At 74.3% G+C, this 18,891-nt stretch carries 15 protein-coding genes; 4 read left to right on the forward strand and 11 right to left on the reverse strand.

The features are described 5' to 3' along the window. Positions 1–166 precede the first annotated feature (166 nt). On the forward strand, positions 167–1,447 hold the full coding sequence (locus RMN56_RS04230) for a dicarboxylate/amino acid:cation symporter (protein WP_313724645.1): 1,281 nt from the start codon (positions 167–169) through the stop codon (positions 1,445–1,447). Between the two features lie 61 nt (positions 1,448–1,508). Then, on the forward strand, positions 1,509–2,576 hold the full coding sequence (locus tag RMN56_RS04235) for an NADH:flavin oxidoreductase/NADH oxidase (RefSeq protein ID WP_313722531.1): 1,068 nt from the start codon (positions 1,509–1,511) through the stop codon (positions 2,574–2,576). A 195-nt stretch (positions 2,577–2,771) separates the two neighbouring features. On the opposite strand, the gene RMN56_RS04240 is transcribed toward RMN56_RS04235, so the two are convergent. The 6 genes from RMN56_RS04240 to RMN56_RS04265 form a co-directional block, all read right to left on the reverse strand. Continuing rightward, positions 2,772–6,266, reverse strand: a complete 3,495-nt coding sequence (locus tag RMN56_RS04240) for an ATP-binding cassette domain-containing protein (RefSeq protein ID WP_313722532.1) — start codon at positions 6,264–6,266, stop codon at positions 2,772–2,774. Between the two features lie 89 nt (positions 6,267–6,355). Then, positions 6,356–6,949, reverse strand: a complete 594-nt coding sequence (locus tag RMN56_RS04245; RefSeq protein ID WP_313722533.1) for a TetR/AcrR family transcriptional regulator — start codon at positions 6,947–6,949, stop codon at positions 6,356–6,358. 10 nt (positions 6,950–6,959) lie between these two features. Beyond that, complete coding sequence (locus tag RMN56_RS04250; protein ID WP_313722534.1) at positions 6,960–9,110, reverse strand: YhgE/Pip family protein; 2,151 nt, start codon at positions 9,108–9,110, stop codon at positions 6,960–6,962. After that, positions 9,107–9,799, reverse strand: coding sequence for an ATP-binding cassette domain-containing protein (locus RMN56_RS04255; RefSeq protein WP_313722535.1), 693 nt, complete (start codon positions 9,797–9,799; stop codon positions 9,107–9,109). Before RMN56_RS04255 ends, RMN56_RS04250 begins: the two co-directional genes overlap by 4 nt. A gap of 121 nt (positions 9,800–9,920) precedes the next feature. Beyond that, positions 9,921–10,760, reverse strand: a complete 840-nt coding sequence (locus RMN56_RS04260) for a GNAT family N-acetyltransferase (protein ID WP_313722536.1) — start codon at positions 10,758–10,760, stop codon at positions 9,921–9,923. A gap of 78 nt (positions 10,761–10,838) precedes the next feature. Beyond that, positions 10,839–12,065: an MFS transporter gene (locus RMN56_RS04265; protein WP_313722537.1), complete on the reverse strand. Its 1,227-nt coding sequence runs from the start codon at positions 12,063–12,065 to the stop codon at positions 10,839–10,841. 122 nt (positions 12,066–12,187) lie between these two features. Between RMN56_RS04265 and RMN56_RS04270 the strand changes: the two genes are divergently transcribed. Then, entirely contained in the window at positions 12,188–12,772 is a 585-nt protein-coding gene (locus RMN56_RS04270) for a PadR family transcriptional regulator (protein WP_262281381.1), read from the forward strand. Between the two features lie 63 nt (positions 12,773–12,835). Here RMN56_RS04270 and RMN56_RS04275 read toward each other — a convergent pair whose 3' ends face one another. Further along, a complete protein-coding gene (locus RMN56_RS04275) occupies positions 12,836–13,657 on the reverse strand; it encodes a class I SAM-dependent methyltransferase (protein ID WP_313722538.1) in 822 nt (273 codons plus the stop codon). Between the two features lie 127 nt (positions 13,658–13,784). On the opposite strand from RMN56_RS04275, the gene RMN56_RS04280 reads away from it, so the two are divergent. Next, positions 13,785–14,471 (forward strand): winged helix-turn-helix transcriptional regulator, encoded by a 687-nt coding sequence (locus RMN56_RS04280; protein ID WP_313722539.1) that lies wholly within the window; start codon positions 13,785–13,787, stop codon positions 14,469–14,471. 58 nt (positions 14,472–14,529) lie between these two features. On the opposite strand, the gene ispG is transcribed toward RMN56_RS04280, so the two are convergent. From ispG to RMN56_RS04300, 4 genes are read right to left on the reverse strand one after another with little or no spacing between them, the layout of a single operon-like run. After that, positions 14,530–15,702, reverse strand: coding sequence for a flavodoxin-dependent (E)-4-hydroxy-3-methylbut-2-enyl-diphosphate synthase (gene ispG, locus RMN56_RS04285; protein ID WP_313722540.1), 1,173 nt, complete (start codon positions 15,700–15,702; stop codon positions 14,530–14,532). A gap of 9 nt (positions 15,703–15,711) precedes the next feature. Further along, complete coding sequence (locus RMN56_RS04290) at positions 15,712–16,959, reverse strand: M50 family metallopeptidase (RefSeq protein WP_313722541.1); 1,248 nt, start codon at positions 16,957–16,959, stop codon at positions 15,712–15,714. Next, on the reverse strand, positions 16,959–18,170 hold the full coding sequence (dxr, locus tag RMN56_RS04295; RefSeq protein ID WP_313722542.1) for a 1-deoxy-D-xylulose-5-phosphate reductoisomerase: 1,212 nt from the start codon (positions 18,168–18,170) through the stop codon (positions 16,959–16,961). Before dxr ends, RMN56_RS04290 begins: the two co-directional genes overlap by 1 nt. Before the next feature lie 43 nt (positions 18,171–18,213). Next, the gene (locus RMN56_RS04300) at positions 18,214–18,858 is read right to left on the reverse strand and encodes a Uma2 family endonuclease (protein WP_313722543.1); all 645 of its coding nucleotides are present in this window, start codon (positions 18,856–18,858) and stop codon (positions 18,214–18,216) included. Positions 18,859–18,891 lie beyond the last annotated feature (33 nt).

Below are 18,891 nucleotides of genomic sequence, written 5' to 3' on the forward strand. Positions count from 1 at the left end.
GCTGGGAGTAGCGTCGGCAGGCGATGACCAACGTCTGGCACCTCACCGTGCGCCTGTATGTCGACCTCCGACTGCAGGCCAGCGGCATCTGTCCGGCGCAGCCGCTCTCCTGACGCTGCCCCGTTCACTCCGCCAGACCTTTGGACAGATCCCCATGGCTTCCGCCCTGCGCAAGTTCCCCTTCTCCGTGCAGATCCTGCTCGGCCTCGTTCTCGGCGTGGCGCTCGGCTTCCTCGCCCGCGCCAACGACCTCGCCTGGCTGACCAGCACCCTCGACACCGTCGGCGGACTCTTCGTCCAGCTGCTCAAGCTGGCCGTGCCGCCGCTCGTCTTCACCGCCATCGTGGTCAGCGTGGTCAGCCTGCGCGGCGTGGCCAACGCCGCCCGGCTGGCGCTCAAGACGCTGCTCTGGTTCGGCATCACGGCGCTCGTCTCGGTCGGCATCGGCATCGGCCTCGGCCTGCTGACCAACCCGGGCAAGGGCGTCACCCTCGACCTGGCCGGCGCCACCGCCCCGAAGAAGACCGGCTCCTGGACCGACTTCCTCACCGGCATCGTGCCCACCAACCCGGTCGGCGCGTTCGTCGAGGGCAACGTCCTCCAGATCGTCTTCCTCGCCCTGGTGATCGGCGCCGCCGCGCTGCTCCTCGGTGAGGCGGCCGAACCGTTCGTCAGCCTCAACCGCTCGGTGCTGGCCATCGTGCAGAAGGCGCTCTGGTGGGTCATCCGGCTCGCCCCGATCGGCACCCTCGGCCTCATCGGCAACGCCGTCGCCTCGTACGGCTGGGACCTGCTGGCCCCGCTCGCGAAGTTCACCACCGCCGTCTACGTCGGCTGCGCCATCGTGCTGTTCGTGGTCTACCCGGTGGTGCTCATCGCCGCCGGCCGGCTCAACCCGCTGCGCTTCTTCGCCGGCGCCTGGCCCGCCATCGAGCTGGCCTTCGTGTCCCGTTCCTCGGTGGGCACCATGCCGGTGACCCAGCGCTCGGTCGAGCGCCTCGGCGTCCCCCGCGAGTACGCCTCCTTCGCCGTGCCGTTCGGCGCCACCACGAAGATGGACGGCTGCGCAGCCATCTACCCGGCCCTCGCCGCGATCTTCGTGGCGCAGGTCTTCGGCGTGCACCTGGGCGTCACCGACTACCTGCTGATCGCCTTCGTCTCGGTCGTCGGCTCCGCCGCCACGGCCGGCCTGACCGGCGCCATCGTCATGCTGACCCTGACCCTCAGCACGCTGGGCCTGCCGCTGGCCGGCGCCGGCCTGCTGCTGGCCATCGACCCGATCCTGGACATGATCCGCACCGCCACCAACGTGGCCGGCCAGGCCCTGGTGCCGACCGTCGTGGCCGCCCGCGAGGGCACCCTGGACCGGACCGCGTACGAGTCGGCCGGCAAGCGCGACCTCATCGAGGCTCCGGAGAGTGAGCAGCTCACCCCCGTGGCCGCCTGAGCATCCGATCTCGGGGGGAGGGCTTCGGCCCCCCCCCCGACGCCTGTTGAAGGATGACCGTATGAGTGCCCTGTTCACCCCGCTCACCCTGCGCGGCGTCACCCTGCCCAACCGGGTGGCGCTCGCCCCCATGTGCCAGTACAGCGCCGGGCCGGACGGCCTGCCCACCGACTGGCACCGCGTCCACCTCGGCTCCCGCGCGGTCGGCGGCGCCGGACTGATCATCACCGAGGCGACCGCCGTGGTCCCCGAGGGGCGGATCAGCCCCCAGGACACCGGGCTGTGGTCCGACGCGCACGTCGACGCGTGGCGGCCGATCACCGCGTTCATCACCGCGCAGGGGTCGGTGCCGGCCGTGCAGCTCGCGCACGCCGGGTTCAAGGCGTCCACGTACCGGCCGTGGGCCGAGCGCCGGGGCGGCGTCCCGGACGCCGAGGGCGGCTGGACCCCGGTCGGCCCCGGCGCCGAGCCGTTCCTGCCCGACTACCGCACCCCCACCGCGCTCGACGAGGCCGGCATCGCCGCGGTGGTCGAGGCGTTCGCCGCCGCCGCGCGCCGGGCCCTCGACGCAGGCTTCGCCGCCGTGGAGATCCACGCCGCGCACGGCTACCTGCTGCACGAGTTCCTCTACCCGCTCACCAACCACCGCACCGACGGCTACGGCGGCGATCGCGCCGGCCGGATGCGGCTGACCCTGGAGGTGGCCCGGGCGGTCCGCGCCGCGGTCGGCGAGGCCGTGCCGGTACTCACCCGGATCTCCGCCACCGACTGGGTCGACGGCGGCTGGACCGTCGAGGACAGCGTGGTGCTCGCCGGCGAGCTGGCCGCCGCCGGCGTCGACCTGGTGGACGCCTCCTCCGGCGGCGCCGCCGCCCGGGCGAGCGTCCCGGTCGGCCCCGGCTACCAGGTGCCCCTCGCGGCCCGGATCCGCCGCGACGCGGGCGTGCCGACCGGCGCCGTCGGCCTGATCGTCGAGCCCGAGCAGGCCGAGCAGATCGTCGCCGGCGGCGAGGCCGACCTGGTCCTCCTCGGCCGCGAACTCCTCCGCGACCCGTACTGGCCCCACCGCGCCGCCGCCAAACTGACCCAGACCCCCACCTGGCCCCACCAGTACACCCGCGCCTTCTAACCCGCGCACCCGCCGCACGCCGCGCGCCACCCGCCGCGCGTCACCGCGTTGATCATGAAGTTGGCGGTGACATCCGCCCGATTTGTCGCCGCTAACTTCATGATCGTCGGGGCGGGTGGCGGCGCAGCAGGTGCACGGCGGGCCACGCCGCCGGTCGCCCGAGGCGGGCCAGTCCGGCGACGAGCCCGTCCGGGATCAGCCGGCCAGGTGGCCCCAGCGGGGCTCCAGGTCCGGCCACGGTCCCTGGGCCGCCACCGTGCCGTCGACCAGCACCACCACGTGGTCCGCGCGCACCAGCGCCGCCCGCTTCGCGGTCGAGCCGACCACGGTCACCCCGTGCTCGCGCAGCGCCGCCCAGAGCGCCAGCTCCGTCGTCACGTCCAGCGCGGACGAGACGTCGTCGGCGACCAGCAGTTCGGTACGCGGCGCGAGCGCCCGGGCCAGCGCCAGCCGCTGGAGCTGCCCGCCGGAGAGGCGGGTGCCCTTGTGCCCGATGAGCAGCCCGAGCCCGCCCCCGGCGGCCGCCAGGTCGTGGTCGAGCTGGGCGGTCGACACCGCGCCGGCGGCGTCCACCTGGTGCCCGAGCGCGATGTTGTCGGCCACCGTGCCGGAGAGCACCCGAGGCAGCTGCCCCACGTACCCGACCTGGTTGGGGCGGAGGAACAGCTCCGGCTCGGTGACCGGCTCGCCGTTCCAGCGCAGCGTGCCGGTGTGGTGGACGATCCCGGCGAGGGCCCGCAGCAGCGACGACTTGCCCGCGCCGACCGGCCCGACCACCAGCACCAGCTGCCCGCGCTCGACGGTCAGGTCGACGTCGCGGACGGCGAGGGTGCCGTCGGAGTGCAGCGCGCCGAAGCCGGTCAGCTCCAGCCGGCGCAGCGGGTGCCGCGGCGGCGGTTCCGGCGCCGGGGCGGTGCCGGCGGCCAGGTCCAGCCCGGGCACGGACGCCGAGTAGGTGGCCACTCCGGTCATCGCGACGGTCCGCCTGGTCCACACCCGGGCCGACGGGTAGTGCGACACCAGCGACGCGGTGGTCCAGGCGAACCAGCGGGCCGCGCCGAGGGTGGAGACGGCGACCAGGGTCGCACCGGCGGAGAGACCGCCGGTCAGGTAGAGCGCCCACGCCCCGATCGGCAGCAGGCCGCTGGCGATCGACGGGGTGGACCGGGCCCACACCTGCATGGCGATCTCCCGCCGCTGCCGGTCGCTGCGCACGGTGTCCAGCTTCGCGAGGTGGTGCAGCACCGGGCAGGTGGCGCCGGCGAGCTTCACCGTGCGGGCGGCGGACAGCGAGGAGACCAGGGCGGTGGCGAAGGCGGCGCGGGCCTTGACGGTGCCGCCGGCCGTGCGTTCCAGCCGCGGCCCGAACAGGGTCGCCGCCAGCCCGGAGACCACCATGGTCCCGACGAAGAACAGCGCGGGTACGACACTGCCGGTCACCAGGGTCATGGTGATCACGATGGCCAGCGAGATGAACTGGTCCATGAGGTTGTCGGCGAGCTGCACCACCCGGTCGGTGTCGCCGCCCTGGGCCACGACCTCGGCCGGGGTGTGCCCGCTGACCCGGCGCGCCCCGGTCTGCCCGTGCACCAGCCGTGCGCTGATGCGCAGCATCTGCCGGATCCACCACTGCGGGAACCAGAGGTTGGTCAGGAACGGCAGCGGCAGCACCACCAGCAGCGCGGCGACGATGCCCAACGCCGGCAGCCACGGGTCTCCCCCGCCGACGACCTCGGCCCAGAGCCACGGCAGCACCGAGCCGTCCAGCCCGAGCAGGGTCATCACGACGAACAGGCCGACGGAGACCAGCCCGTACCGCGGGTCGTTGGTGCCGAGCCGCAGGATCTCCCGCAGGGTCCGGGCGGGCGGTGGGGCGGGCAGCGGCGGCGGGTCGGTGCGCGGCACCGCGACCTGGCGCGGCGCGGTGGTCGGGACCGTCGTCTCGGCCGGCTCGTCGGGCCACCCGTCGGGGCCGTCCAGCAGCTCCACCCCGCCGCGGCGGGCACCGGCGCCCGCGTAGGCGCTGGCGTGGCTGGTGGCCAGCAGCTCGGCGAAGCGGGCCGACTCGCGCAGCGGGCCGGCCTCCAGCACCGCGCCGTCGGCCATCACCACGACCTCGTCGCAGCGGCGCACCGAGGAGAGCCGGTGCGCGATGACGATGCCGATCCGGTCGGTGAGCAGCCGTTCGGTGGCCTGGCGTACCCGGTTCTCGGTGACCGGGTCGAGCCGGGCGGTGGCCTCGTCGAGGATGACCACGTGCGGGTCGCGGACCAGGATGCGGGCGAACGCGACGAGCTGCTCCTGCCCGGCGGAGAGCACGTGCCCGCCCTCGCCGAGCCGGGTGTGCACCCCGTCGGGGAGTTCGGCGATCCAGCCGGCCAGCCCGAGTTCCGCCAGCGCCCGGGTGGCGTCGTCGAGCAGATCCGGGTCGAAGAGCGCGACGTTCTCGGCGAGCGTGCCGGCCAGGATCTCGGTGCGCTGCGGCACCACGGCGATCCACCGGCGCAGGGCCTCGATGTCCAGGTCGACCAGGTCGGTGTCGCCGAGGAGGACGGTGCCGCGGGGCACGTCCACGGCCCGGGTGAGCACCTTGGCCAGCGTCGACTTGCCGGATCCGGTGCGGCCGACCAGGGCGTAGGACCGGCCGCGGGCGAAGGTGAGGTTGACGTCGCGCAGCGCCGGGCCGCGGTCCTCGCCGGTGGCGGGGTAGCGGAAGGTGAGCCCGCGGACGGTCAGGTCACCGTCGACCGGGGCGGCGCCGCCGATCGGCTCCTGCCGGGAGTCGGCGAGCAGCTGCACCCGCGCCCACGCGCCCAGCGCCTGTTGCAGGTGCGGCACCCAGCGGGCGATGTGCTCGACGGTCGCGCCGAAGGCCAGGGCGAGCAGCCAGATCGCGGTGAGCCGGGCGGCGTCGACCCGGCCGGTGGCCAGCGCCCACGCCCCGGCCAGGACCACGGCGGCGATGCCGACCCGCACGCCGCCGGCGGCCAGCGCCGTGACCCGGGCGGACAGCCGGAAGACCCGGCCGCCCCGGGCGATCACCTCGGCGGCGCGCCGGGCGTAGAGGCGCAGCACGTACGGGCGGGCCAGGCTGGTGCGCACGTCGTCCTGGCCGTGCACCGCCTCCTCCATCACGGCGGCCAGGTCGGACCAGGCCTCCTCCTCGACCATCCGGGCCGGGGCGATCCGGGCGGTGGGACCGCGCAGCGCCACGCCGAGCAGCGCGGTGAGCAGGATCATCCCGACGCCGGCCGGCCACCAGACGACCAGCGCGCTGACCGTGGCGAGCAGGCAGACGGCGACGCCCTGCACGAGCCGTACGCCGGTGTTCCGCATCTCGGCGGCGACCTGGTAGACGTCGTTGTCGATCCGGTCGAGCAGCTCGCCGACCGGGGTGGTCTCCAGGGTGGGCAGGTCCTGGCCGAGCGCGACCCGGCAGAGGCGGCGGCGGACGTCGGCGGACCAGTCGGCGGTGAGGCCGGCCATCAGCAGACCGATGAGCAGGTCGCTGACCACGGCGGCGACCAGCGCCACGGCCAGCGCCGTGAACCAGCCGGACGAGCGGTGCACCAGCACCGGCCCGGCCAGCGCCGAGGCGGCGGCCTGGCCGCCGGCGGCGAGCAGGATCAACAGCAGGACGACCGCCATCCGACGCGGTGCGGTGGCCCAGAGGTCGCGGAGCAGGCGCATGGAAAGTCCTCCGGACTCGGGTCGGTGGGGGCGGTGCCCCCAGCCTCACCCGGACGGCCGGGCCGTTCAAACGATTTACCGCCGCGGTGTCACGTCTGGGCGACCCGGCGGACGATGCCGAGCAGCGCCTCCTGCACGTCCTCGATGGGCCGGTCGGGCTGGAAGACCAGCCAGTCCACGGCCACCACCAGCCCGACGCCGAACAGCGCCGAGCTGGCCGTGCGCACGTCCAGGTCGGCGGGGAGGTCGCCGCTGGCCACCCCGGCGCGGACGGTCTCCGCGATCACCTCGATGGCCTCGCCGCGCAGCAGCCGCAGGGTCTGCTGCCACTCCCGGTTGGTCCGCCACATCTCCGACAGCAGGAGCTGGGCGAAGGCCCGGTAGCGGCGGATGTAGTCCAGCTCGGCGCGGACCAGCGCGGCCAGCGCCTCGCGGGGCGGCAGCCCGGCGACGGCGGCCCGGAACTCGGCGGTGAGCAGGCCGATGCCGTGCCGCAGCAGCTCCTCGAAGAGGACCGTCTTGGACTCGAAGTTGTAGTAGACGGTCCCCTTGGCCACGCCGGCCCGGGTCGCGATGTCGTCGACCGTGGTGTCCGAGAAGCCCTGTTCGGCGATGAGCTCGACCGCCGCCACGAAGAGGCGCTGCCGGGTGTCCTCCCGCCGGCGGGTCCGTCCGTCCGTCACCCGCCCATCCTCACATGGTCAGTTCGGGGTGCAGTTTGGCCGGGGTGAGGCGGCGGGACCGGCGGGCCGCGCCGACGGTGAGCGCCAGGGCGCCCGCACCGAACGCGAGCAGGACGAGCGCCCCGGTGACCACCGGCCCGGCCGGCCCGCCGTTGATCGTGTGCCGCAGGCCGCCCACCACGTACGTCATGGGCAGCCACGGGTGGATGGCCTGGAAGAAACCGGGCGAGGTCTGCACCGGGTAGGTGCCGCCGGAGGAGGTGAGCTGGAGCATGAGCAGGGCCAGCGCGGCGAGCCGGCCGGCCGGGCCGAGCGCGACGCCGAGCAGTTGCATGATCGCGGTGAACGCCAGCGAGGTGAGCGCGAGCAGCCCGAAGGTCGCCGGCCCGTGCCGCGGGTCGAGGCCCAGCGCCAGGGTGACCACGGTGTAGAGCACCGCGACCTGGGCCAGCCCGATCGCCGCGGCGGGCAGCCAGCCGGCGAGTACGACCCGCCAGCCGGGCGCGCCGGACATCACGTGCCGCCGGTTCACCGGCCGCAGCAGCATGTACGTGATCATCGCGCCGACCCAGAGCGCCAGGGCCAGGAAGTACGGGGCGAAGCCCACCCCGTACGAGCCGGCCGGGTGGTCGGAGTGGCGGATCAGCCCGACCGGGTCGCCGAGGACGTCGGCCCGGCTGCCCGCGTCGTCGTACCCGGGCAGTTTCCTCTCCCCGGCGGCGAGCCCGTCGGCGAGGTCGCCGGCGCCGCCCTCCAGTTTGGTCAGCCCGTCGGCGAGCCGGTTGCTGCCGGTGCTGAGCTGGGCCAGGCCGCCGTCGAGCTGGCGAGCCCCGGTGGCCAGCCGGTAGAGGCCGCCCCGGAGCTGGTCGGCGCCGTCCGCGGCGTCGCCGAGCCCGTCGCGGAGCTTCGCGCTGCCCTGGGCCAGGGTGGTGAGCCCGGTGGCGAGCTGGTCGACCTTGGCGCGGGCCGTGGCCACGTCGTCGGCCAGGTGCGGCGCGGCGGCGGCCACCTCCCGGGCGGTCTGCGCGACCTCGGTCATCTGCTTCCTCAGCGCGGCGAGGTCGGTCTTGTCCAGCGCGGAAACCATCGCCCGGGCCGCCGTCACGGCCTGGTCGGCGGCCTTCCGCGCGGCGACCAGGTTCGGGTCGTCGGCCAGTTCCGGGTGCTCCTCGACCAGCGCGTCGAGCCGGTCGCGCACCTTCTCCGCCTGGCCGACCACCTCGTCGGCCCGGGCCGGCAGCGCGTCGAGGCCGTCGGCGAGCGCCTGCGCACCCTCGGCGACCAGCGTGGCGGCCCGCTGGATGTCGGTGGCGTTCCTGCGGAGCAGCGGCTCGTACCTGTCCGCCGCGGCGTCGACCTGTTGGGCGGCGGCGCGGGTCTCGGTGGCCGCCCGGTTGGCGCCGTCGGCGATCTGCGCCGCCCCGGTGTAGAGCTGGTCCAGGCCGGTGGCCAGCTTGGTCGCCCCCTGCACGGAGGTGTTCAGCCCGCCGGCGAGCTGCCCGGCGCCGTCCTCGGCGGTGCCCAGCCCGTCGGCGAGCTGCCCGGCGCCCTGCTGGGAGGTGCCGAGGCCGTCGTGGATCTGGTCGGCGCCGTCGGCGGCCCGGCCGGTCTCGGCCTTGGCGTCGGTGAAGCCGATGAGCATCTTGTCGAAGTACGACGCGGCGGTGCTCTCGGCGGCGGCGGCCCGGATCTCGCTGAACGCGGAGCGGGCGAGCAGCCCGGAGAGGTAGTTGGTGGCGTCGTCGTTGACCACCTTCAGCTCGCCCCGGCGGGCCGGCCGGTCGGGCTCGGGGCTGGCGGCCAGGGTGGCGGAGAAGTCGGCCGGAATGGAGAAGACCAGGTGGTAGCGGCCGTCGTGGAGCCCCTCGGTGGCGTCGGCCTGGTCGGTCACCGTCCAGCCGAAGACCTTCCGGTCGAGCAGTTCGTCGGTGAGGTCCCGGCCGGCGTGCACCTCGCTGCCGTCGCTCGCCTTCGCGGGCCGGTCGGCGTTGACCAGGGCCACCGGGATCCGGTCGAGGTTCCCGTAGGGGTCCCAGAAGGCGTAGAGGTAGAGGGCGCCGTAGAGCAGCGGGATGACGGTGAGGACGGCGAGCGCGGCGCGCGGCAGCCGCCCCCGGGTCATCCGGCGCAGCTCGAACAGCGCGAGTCGTACGACACTCATGCGGTCACCTCGGAGGTCAGGGCCGGGCCGGGCAGGGTCGGGTCGCCGATCCGGTGCGCGACGGCGGTCACGCCCGGCTCGACGGCGCGGGCGCTGGCGACCACGGCGTACCCCTGGTCGGCGAGGCGGGCCAGCGCGTCCCAGATCCACGCCCGTTCGGGCGCGTCGGCGCCGGCGTCCACGTCGTCGGCGACGATCAGGCTCGGGCCGCTCAGGCTGGCCAGCACCAGCCCGAGGACCTGCCGCTCCACGGGGGTGAGGTCGCGGCCGTACCGGTCGGGGTCGAGCGGGGCGTCGGTGAAGCCGGCGCCGGCGAGGGCGGCGGCGAGGGCGTCGCGGCGGTAGGCCCGCCGGGCCCGCACGGCGGCGACCGGGACGAGCTGCCGGCGGCGGCGCGGCACCGGCCCGAGCAGCAGCAGCCGTTCCTGGATGTGCTCGGCGACGGTGAGCGTGGGGTCGGGCTCGTGCACCCCGGCGACCTGCCCGAGCGCGGCCGGACCCCAGCGGCGCAGCTCGCCGTGGGTGTGCGGGAAGCGCCCGGCCAGGGCGAGCAGCAGCGAGGTACGCCCGCTGCCCGGTGGGCCGGTGACGGCGTGCAGCTCCCCGGCCTCGGCCGTGAGGTCGACCTCGCGGTAGACCCAGCCGCGGCGGGTGCGCAGCCCCAGCCCGCTGGCTTCGACGATCTTCATCGCACCGTTCCCGACTTCTGAACTGACCAGTCAGTACAAAAACAAGGTCAGCATAGCGTCGACTGTCCGGTTCGGCGCAAGGTGGAGCGACGTGATCCCGGCCATGCGACCGGGGTCGACGTCAGAACAGCACGGTGGCGAGCGTGCCGACCGGGCGGAAGCCGCAGCGCTCGTAGACCCGGCGGGCGGGCAGGTTGAAGTCGTTCACGTAGAGGCTCACCGAGGGGGCCACCCGCTCCAGCGCGTCGCGCATCACGGCCGCCATGGCCGCGGTCGCGATGCCCCGGCCCCGCCACTCCGGCGCGACCCAGACCCCCTGCACCTGCGCGGTGCGCCGGGTGACCACGGCCAGCTCGGCCTTGAAGACCACCTTGCCGTCCACGAACCGGGCGTAGGCCCGGCCCGCGCGGACCAGGTCGCTCACCCGCCGCCGGTAGGCGCGCCCGCCGTCCTCGGCCAGCGGCGACACCCCGACCTCCTCGGTGTACATGGCCACCGCCGCCGGGAAGAGCCGGTCGACCTCACCGCCGCGCACCCGGCGCACCTCCGGGTCGGGCGCCACGGTGGGCAGCGCCTCCGTGGCCAGCAGGGGCTGGTTGGGGCGTACGTCCCGGGCCGGCCCCCAGTGGGCGGAGAGGCGGTCCCACAGCCCGAGCACGGCGTCGGCCCGGCCCACGATCGACGAGCAGAGCCGCTCCTCGGTGCTCAACTGCTCGGCGAAGGCGGCCACCGCCGACTCCGAGGCGAGCACCGGGGTCAGGTTGCCGCCGAGCCAGCAGATGGACTCCAGGTTGCGGCGCGAGCCGTAGCCCAGGATCCGCCCCTCGGCCCGCCACCAGGCCAGCCCCCGCGCCGCCACCCGCTCGGCGACCTGCGCGCCCGCGTACGGGTCGAGGTCGAGCAGCCGCTCGACCGCGCGGCGCTCCGACTCCCCGAGTTGGCGTACCGGCACCGTGAGCACGAATACCAGCCTGCCAGATGCACCCGGGCCCGCGCGGGTCGACCTGAGGACGCCGGACGATCGGTGGTGAGTGGCGGCTCAGCCGACCGGAACGCCCGCCGGCTCCGGCACGGCGGGCCGGGTCCGGGCGGCCCAGCGCACCACCGGCGGCACCAGCGCACCGAGCACCAGGAACAGCCCGCCGAGCAGCAGCCAGCCCGGCACGCCCCAGCCGACCGCCAGGGTCGTCACCACCACCGGGGCGACCATCGAGCCGAGTTGCATGCCCATCCCGTAGGCGCCCTGGTACTGGCCCTGCGCGTGGGCGGGGGCGAGCCCGAAGGAGACGCCCCAGCCGGCCGCCGCGTGCCACAACTCCCCCACCACGTGCACCAGCGCGCCGCCGAGCAGCAGCGGCACCGCCACCGCGACCGGCACGCCGCCGCCGGCGGCGAAGAGCGCGCAGGCGACCGCGATCACCGCGCCGGCCCGGCGGGCCGCCCGAGCGGCCCCGGCGAGGTCCTCGGTGCCCCGCGAGGCGCGGACCTGGAAGAGCACCACCACCACGGTGTTGACCAGCAGGCAGGCGGAGATCAGCCAGCGCGGCGCGGTGGTGTGCCCGGCGATCCACAGCGGCAGGGCGATGTTGATGAGGCTGAAGTGCATCGACATGAGCCCGTCGAGCACCGTGAAGGCGAGGAACGGCCGGTCCCGCAGGGCGATGAGCCGCGGCCCGTGGGTCGGCGCCGGCACCGGCGGCACGGGTGGCAGCCGGAGCAGCACCGCCGCGGCCACCAGGTAGGTCGCGCAGTCGAGCAGGATCAGCGACACGTACGCGGTCCGGGTGTCGGCGGCCAGGCCGAAGCCGGCCAGCACGGTGCCCACCGAGATCCCGACGTTGGTGACCGCGCGCAGGTAGGCCCGGGTGCGCACGCGCTGGTCCGGCGGCACCGCGCCGGCGATCAGCGCGCCCCGGGCGCCCCGGGTCGCGGAGTCGGCGACCGCCATCAGCACGCCGACCACCAGGAACCCGGCGAAGGAGCGGACGGCCACCAGGGCGGCGGTGAACCCGGCGGAGGCGAGCAGCGCGGCGATCTGGAGCCCGCGGGGGCCGAGCCGGTCGGCCAGGTAGCCCATCGGCGTGCTGGTCACGAGGCTCACCAGCGCCGTGAGGGTGAGGCCGACGCCGACCTGGGCCACGGTGAGCCCGACCGAGCGGGTGAGGAAGAGCGCGCTGACGGTGAGCCAGGTGCCCCGGCCAACGGTGTTGATCAGGGTGGACAGGGCGAGGGTCCGGGACGGGCCCGGTTCGGGAAGCAGGCGCACACCCAAGACCCTAGCAAGACGTACGTACGGTTTGGGGACCCGTCCCAGATTCGGCTTGTCGGCGATGCATTGCCGATATATCGTTGATGCATCAGTGATAGGACGGACAGAAGGAGAGCCCGATGGGTTTCCACCGACGGATGCACGCCGTGCACGACGAGATGCGGATGCGGGGCTTCGGCTTCCCGCCCGTACCCCCGGGACCACCGCCGTTCCCGCCCGGACCGCACGGCCACGGCCGGGGTGGGCGGGGCCGTGGGCGCGGCCGCCGGCCCAACGTGCGCGGCGCCGTGCTGGCGCTGCTCACCGAGCGGCCGATGCACGGCTACGAGATGATCCAGGAGATCGACTCCCGGACCGGCGGGGCCTGGCGCCCCAGCCCCGGCTCGATCTACCCGACCCTGCAGCTGCTGGAGGACGAGGGCGTCGTCGCGGCGGCCGCCGACTCCGACGGCGGGCGGAAGCGGTTCGCCCTCACCGAGCAGGGGCAGGCCGAGGCCGCCGAGGCGGCGCAGACCCCGCCCTGGGGTGAGTTCGCCGAGCAGACCGTGAACAGCTGGCACGACATCCGCGACGCCGGAGCGCAGGCCATGAACGCCCTGCGGCAGGTCATGATGACCGGCACCGACGACCAGCGGGCGCGCGCCGCCCAGGTGCTCGACGAGACCCGGCGCAAGCTGTACGCGATCCTCGCCGAATCCGAGTGAGTCGCCGCAGACGGTTCGCCGGCCGGGGTGGTCACGGGACCGCCACCCCGGCCGGCGCCGCCGTCAGCCCCGCCGCCGGGCCGTGACCAGCAGGTACTCCCAGCGCATCACCCCGGCCTCGGTGTGCCGCCGGGCCAGGTCCGCGAGGTCGCCGTCGAGCGCGGCGACCCGCTCGGGGTCCTCGGCGTTGGCCCGGTACACCGCGATCGTCGGCCCGTAGTGGGCCTTGAAGTAGTCGCGGAAGTCCTCGGGAGCGGCGAACCGGTCCACGGTGACCACCTCGCGGCGCAGCACGAGATCGGTGACCCGGTCACCGAGCAGGGCGCGGACGTGCTCCTCGTCGCCCCACAGCGGCGGCGGCTGCGCGCCGGGCGGCGGCGGGGGCGCGTACGGCCTCATGGTGGCGAACAACTGCCCGATGAAACCCTCCGGAGTCCAGTTGACCAGGCCGATCGTGCCGCCCGGCCGGCAGACCCGGACCAGTTCGTCGGCGGCGGCCCGGTGCCGGGGCGCGAACATCACCCCCACACAGGACAGCACCCGGTCGAACTCCCCGTCGGCGTACGGCAGCGCCTCGGCGTCGGCCTCCTGCCAGTCCAGCTCCACGCCACGCTCCGCGGCCAGCGCCCGCCCGATCTCCAGCAGCTCCGGGGTCAGGTCGCTGGCCACCACCTCCGCCCCGGCGAGGGCCGCCGGGACGGCCGCGTTACCGGTGCCGGCGGCCACGTCCAGCACCCGGTCGCCGGGCCCCACCCCGGCCGCCTGCACCAGGGCCGTCCCCAGCTCGGGGATGACCTCCGCGGCGACCGTGGCATAGCTGCCGAGAGCCCACATCCGCCGGTGCCCGGCCTTCACGGCCCGGTCCTGCTCCATCTCGTCGATCATGTCCCGCTCCTCCGTCTCGTCCTGCAAGGGACGCTAGGCAGCGGAGGAGCGGCCACCCAGTACGAGATGTGTACCGCTCCCGACAGGTTCCTGGCCGGGCCCTTCCCGGCGGCGTAGCGTGCCGCCCATGGGGACCTCCTACCACCAGTTCTGCCCCGTGGCGAAGGCCATGGAGCTGCTCGACGAGCGGTGGACGCTGCTCGTCGTCCGGGAACTGGTGAGCGGGTCCGAGCGCTTCAACGAACTGCGCCGTGGCCTGCCCCGGATGTCGCCCACCCTGCTGTCCCGGCGGCTGCACCAGCTCGTCCGCGCCGGCGTGGTCGAGCGGCACGTCGCCGGCGCCGACGTGCGCTACGTCCCGACCCAGGCCGGCCGCGAGCTGCGGCCCGTGCTCGAGGCGCTCGGCGCCTGGGGGGTGCGCTGGATCGGTGAGCTGGGCGACGCCGACCTGGACCCGAAGCTCCTGCTGTGGGACATGCACCGGCACGTCGACCACGAGGCGGTGCCGCCCGGACGTACCGTCGTGCACTTCCGCTTCCGGGACGTGCCCACGGCGCTGCGCGACTGGTGGCTGGTCATCGCCACCGGGGAGGCCGACGTCTGCGACGTGGACCCCGGGCACGACGTGACCGTGACGGTGACCGCGAGCCTGCGCGCCCTCGTCCAGGTGTGGCTGGGCGACCTGGACTGGCCGGCCGCGCTGCGCGGCGGCGCCGTCGAGGTGGCCGGGCCGGAGGCGCTCCGCCGCGCCCTGCCCCGGTGGTTCACCCTGTCCGAGTTCGCCGCCGTGCCGCGGCCGGTGGCGCGGGCCTGAAACCGCGCGTGCGGCCGCCCCCGGTGGGGACGGCCGCACGTCGTCGGCGGTGCGGCGATCAGTGCACGGTCACCGTGGCGCCCGGCACCAGGCCGCGCAGCTCCTCGGGGATCTCGGCGCCCATCTCGTCGGCGATCCGCAGCGCCTCCTCGATCAGCGTCTCCACGATCTGGCCCTCGGGCACGGTCTTGACCACCTGGCCCTTGACGAAGATCTGGCCCTTGCCGTTGCCGGAGGCGACACCGAGGTCGGCCTCGCGGGCCTCGCCCGGGCCGTTCACCACGCAGCCCATGACGGCCACGCGCAGCGGCACCGGCAGCCCCTCCAGGCCGGCGGTGACCTCCTCGGCCAGCTTGTAGACGTCGACCTGGGCGCGGCCGCAGGACGGGCAGGAGACGATCTCCAGGCCCCGCTCGCGCAGGCCCAGCGACTCCAGGATCGCGGTGCCGACCTTGATCTCCTCGACCGGCGGGGCGGAGAGCGAGACCCGGATGGTGTCGCCGATCCCCTCGGCCAGCAGCGCGCCGAACGCCACCGCGGACTTGATGGTGCCCTGGAACGCCGGGCCCGCCTCGGTCACGCCCAGGTGCAGCGGGTAGTCGCACTTCTCGGCGAGCTGCCGGTACGCCCGGATCATCACCACCGGGTCGTTGTGCTTCACCGAGATCTTGATGTCCCGGAAGCCGTGCTCCTCGAACAGCGAGCACTCCCAGAGCGCCGACTCGACGAGCGCCTCGGCGGTGGCCTTGCCGTACTTGGCCAGGAGGCGCTTGTCCAGCGAGCCGGCGTTCACGCCGATCCGGATCGGCACGCCCGCGTCGCCGGCCGCCCGGGCGATCTCCTTGACCTTGTCGTCGAACTGCCGGATGTTGCCCGGGTTCACCCGGACCGCGGCGCAGCCGGCGTCGATCGCCGCGAAGACGTACTTCGGCTGGAAGTGGATGTCGGCGATCACCGGGATCTGCGACTTCCTGGCGATCGCGGGCAGCGCCTCGACGTCGTCCTGGGACGGCACGGCCACCCGGACGATCTGGCAGCCGGACGCGGTCAGCTCGGCGATCTGCTGGAGGGTGGCGTTCACGTCGGCGGTCAGGGTGGTGGTCATGGACTGCACCGAGACCGGCGCGCCTCCACCGACCGGCACCGAACCGACCATGATCTGGCGGCTGGCCCGGCGCGGGGCGAGCGGCGGCGGCGGTACGGGGGGCATACCGAGACTGACAGCGGTCACTTCAGGCACTCACCTTGGGAAGAGCGTGATCGGGTTGACCACGTCCGCGGTGATGGTCAGCAGCGTGAACACGCCACCGATGAGGATCACCGCGTACGTGAGGGGCATGAGCTTGAGGTAGTCGACCCGGCCCGGGTCGGCCCGGCCGAGGCGGGCGTAGAGCCAGGAGCGGGCCCGCTCGAACCAGATGATGGCGATGTGCCCGCCGTCCACCGGGAGCAGCGGCAGCAGGTTGAACACGCCGATGAAGAAGTTCAGCGAGACGAAGAGCATGAAGAACACCAGCCAGGCGTTGTTCTCCACGGCCTCGCCGCCCAGCCGGCTGGCGCCGACCACGCTGATCGGGGTGTCCACGTCCCGCTCGCCGCCGGTGACGGCGCTCCACAGGGCGGGGACCTTCTGCGGGATCCGCTGCATGGCGTGCAGGGTCTGCACCGCCATGTTGCCGGTGAAGTCGGCGGTCGCGCCGAACGCGGCGACCGGACCGTACTGGACCCGGGTGGGTGTGCTCGGCTGGAGCGCGACGCCGAGGGCGGACACCGCCGAGGTGGCGCCCTTCGGGTCGCCCAGCGGCGGGCGCTGCACGGCGGCCAGGTCGACCGTGGCGGTGGCCGGGCGGCCGTCGCGGACGTAGTCGACGGTGGCCGCGCCGGGCTTCGTGGCGCGGACCACGTCCAGCATGTCGCCCCAGGTGGAGACCGGCCGGCCGTTGACCGCGGTGATCCGGTCGCCGTCCTGGAGCTGGGCCTTCGCGGCCGGACTGGCCGGGTCGCCGGCCTGGCAGGCCCGGCCGGCGTTCTCCACCACCACGCACGGGGCCAGGGCGATCACGGCCGGCTCGGCCTTGAAGCCATCCTCCGTGCTCGGGAACTCCGGGTTGGGCAGGCCGGCGGAGACCGCGAGGATCCAGAGGGTCACCAGGGCCAGGGCGAAGTGGGTGATGGAGCCCGCGGACATCACGATCGTCCGCTTCCACACCGGGTAGCGCCACATGGCGCGCTTCTCGTCGCCCGGTTCGACGTCGTCGTCCTGCGGGGTCATCCCGACGATCTTGCAGAAGCCGCCGAGCGGGATGCCCTTGACGCCGTACTCGGTCTCGCCGCGCTTGAACGACCAGAGCGTCGGCCCGAAGCCGACGAAGAAGCGGGTGACCTTCATCCCGAACGCCTTGGCGGTGAGCATGTGCCCCGCCTCGTGCAGGCTCACCGAGATGAGGATCGCCAGGGCAAACAGCGCCACCCCGAGCAGGTAACTCATCAAGCTCCTTCCAGCGACCCGGCGATGATCGCCTGGGCGTGCCCCCGTGCCCACGACTCGGCGGCGAGCACGTCCTCGACGGTACCTGGTTCGTCGAAGTCCGGAGCGTCCTCCAACACCCGTTCCAGGGTGTCGACGATGCCGAGGAAGGGCAGCCGGCCCGCCACGAAGGCCGCCACGCACTCCTCGTTCGCCGCGTTGTAGATCGCCGGCCGGCAGCGCCCGGCCGCGCCGGCCGCCTTGGCCAGCGCGACCGCCGGGAACGCGGCGTCGTCGAGCGGAAAGAACTCCCAGGTGTGGGCCTTCGTCCAGTCGACCGCGGCGGCGGCACCGGGCACCCGGTCCGGCCAGCCGAGGCCGAGGGCGATGGGCAGCCGCATGTCCGGCGGGCTGGCCTGGGCGAGCGTCGAGCCGTCGGTGAACTCGACCATCGAGTGGATCACCGACTGCGGGTGGACCACCACCTCGATGTCGGCGTAGGGCACGTCGAACAGCTCGTGCGCCTCGATCACCTCCAGGGCCTTGTTGACCATGGTGGCGGAGTTGATCGTCACGACCGGCCCCATGTTCCAGGTGGGGTGCGCCAGCGCCTGCTCCGGCGTGACCTCGGTCAACTCGTCGCGCCGGCGGCCCCGGAACGGCCCGCCGCTGGCGGTCACCACGAGCCGGCGCACCTCGCCGCGGGTGCCGCCGCGCAGGCACTGCGCCAGCGCCGAGTGCTCGGAGTCGACCGGGACGATCTGCCCCGGCCGCTTCACCGCCGCCCTGACCAGCGGCCCGCCGGCGACGAGGGACTCCTTGTTGGCCAGCGCGAGGGTACGCCCGGCGTTCAGCGCGGCCAGGGTCGGCGCGAGCCCGAGCGAGCCGACCACCCCGTTGAGCACCACGTCGCAGGGCCACCCGGCCAGCTCGGTCATCGCGTCCGGCCCGGCCACGATCTTGGGCAGCTTGAAGTCGCCGGTGGCCCAGCCACGCCGGCTCGCCTCGGCGTAGAACGCGAGCTGGAGGTCCTGGGCGGCGGACGCCTTGGCCACCCCGACCGCCTCCACGCCCAGCTCCAGCGCCTGCGCGGCGAGCAGCTCCACGTTGCCGCCGCCGGCGCCGAGGGCCACCACCCGGAACCGGTCCGGGTTGCGCCGGACGATGTCGACGGCCTGGGTGCCGACCGAACCGGTGGAGCCGAGCAGGACGAGGGCGCGGGAAGACGTCACCCGCCCATTCTTCCCCAGCCCTCCTGAGCGCCCGCTGGGAGCCTCACTCCCCCGCGCCGGACTCCTCCTCGGGCGCCTCCTCGTCGAGCAGGTCGGCCGGGTCGACGCTGAACTCGAACGGCTGGCGCATGACGAAGGTGGCGCCGGCCCCAGCCGCGGCGAGCGGGCGGTACTCGCCCTCGACCAGCTCGTAGAGAGCCAGTGCCGGCACCCGGTTGCGCAGATCCACCCGGAGGAAGAACGGCACTCCGGCAGCGGCGTACTCCCGCGGCCGGTCGATCACGTCCTTGCGCCGGTTTCCGGGCGACACGATCTCCCCGAGCAGGACCGCCTGGCTCACGTCGACCGCGGACCGGCCACCGCCGGAGGACCGCAACACGGCGATGTCCGGGATGAACAGGTCCTTGCCGCAGATCAGATTGATCTCGGGATAGACCCAGAGTCCCGCCCGGCGGGCGGGACGGTGCAACAGGTAGGGCAGTTCCCGTTCGACCGACTGGTGATCGATTCCCGCGTGTGGTGTCGCGATCACGCTTCCGCTCAGGACCTCGACCTTCGGGCCGTTGGTCTCCGGCAACAGATCGAGAGCGAGCTGCGCGGTCCACGGTTCGTCGTGCCACCGGAGCACGTCGAAGGACGGCTCGGCAGGCTGCGGCGCCGGCTCCGGCGTGAATGCGGCCTGGGCCATCGGGCTCACCCCCTCCGCGGGACACCGTGCTAC

The organism is Micromonospora halotolerans (assembly GCF_032108445.1).
Classification (GTDB): domain Bacteria; phylum Actinomycetota; class Actinomycetes; order Mycobacteriales; family Micromonosporaceae; genus Micromonospora; species Micromonospora halotolerans.

Excerpts from the sequence above, each read along its gene's own strand:
- RMN56_RS04240 (WP_313722532.1), bottom strand. The coding sequence starts at position 6,266 with ATGCGCCTGCTCCGCGACCTCTGGGCCACCGCACCGCGTCGGATGGCG.
- RMN56_RS04255 (WP_313722535.1), bottom strand. The coding sequence starts at position 9,799 with ATGAAGATCGTCGAAGCCAGCGGGCTGGGGCTGCGCACCCGCCGCGGC.
- RMN56_RS04275 (WP_313722538.1), bottom strand. The coding sequence starts at position 13,657 with ATGATCGACGAGATGGAGCAGGACCGGGCCGTGAAGGCCGGGCACCGG.
- RMN56_RS04235 (WP_313722531.1), top strand. The coding sequence starts at position 1,509 with ATGAGTGCCCTGTTCACCCCGCTCACCCTGCGCGGCGTCACCCTGCCC.
- RMN56_RS04270 (WP_262281381.1), top strand. The coding sequence starts at position 12,188 with ATGGGTTTCCACCGACGGATGCACGCCGTGCACGACGAGATGCGGATG.
- RMN56_RS04300 (WP_313722543.1), bottom strand. The coding sequence starts at position 18,858 with ATGGCCCAGGCCGCATTCACGCCGGAGCCGGCGCCGCAGCCTGCCGAG.
- RMN56_RS04290 (WP_313722541.1), bottom strand. The coding sequence starts at position 16,959 with ATGAGTTACCTGCTCGGGGTGGCGCTGTTTGCCCTGGCGATCCTCATC.
- RMN56_RS04280 (WP_313722539.1), top strand. The coding sequence starts at position 13,785 with ATGGGGACCTCCTACCACCAGTTCTGCCCCGTGGCGAAGGCCATGGAG.
- RMN56_RS04250 (WP_313722534.1), bottom strand. The coding sequence starts at position 9,110 with ATGAGTGTCGTACGACTCGCGCTGTTCGAGCTGCGCCGGATGACCCGG.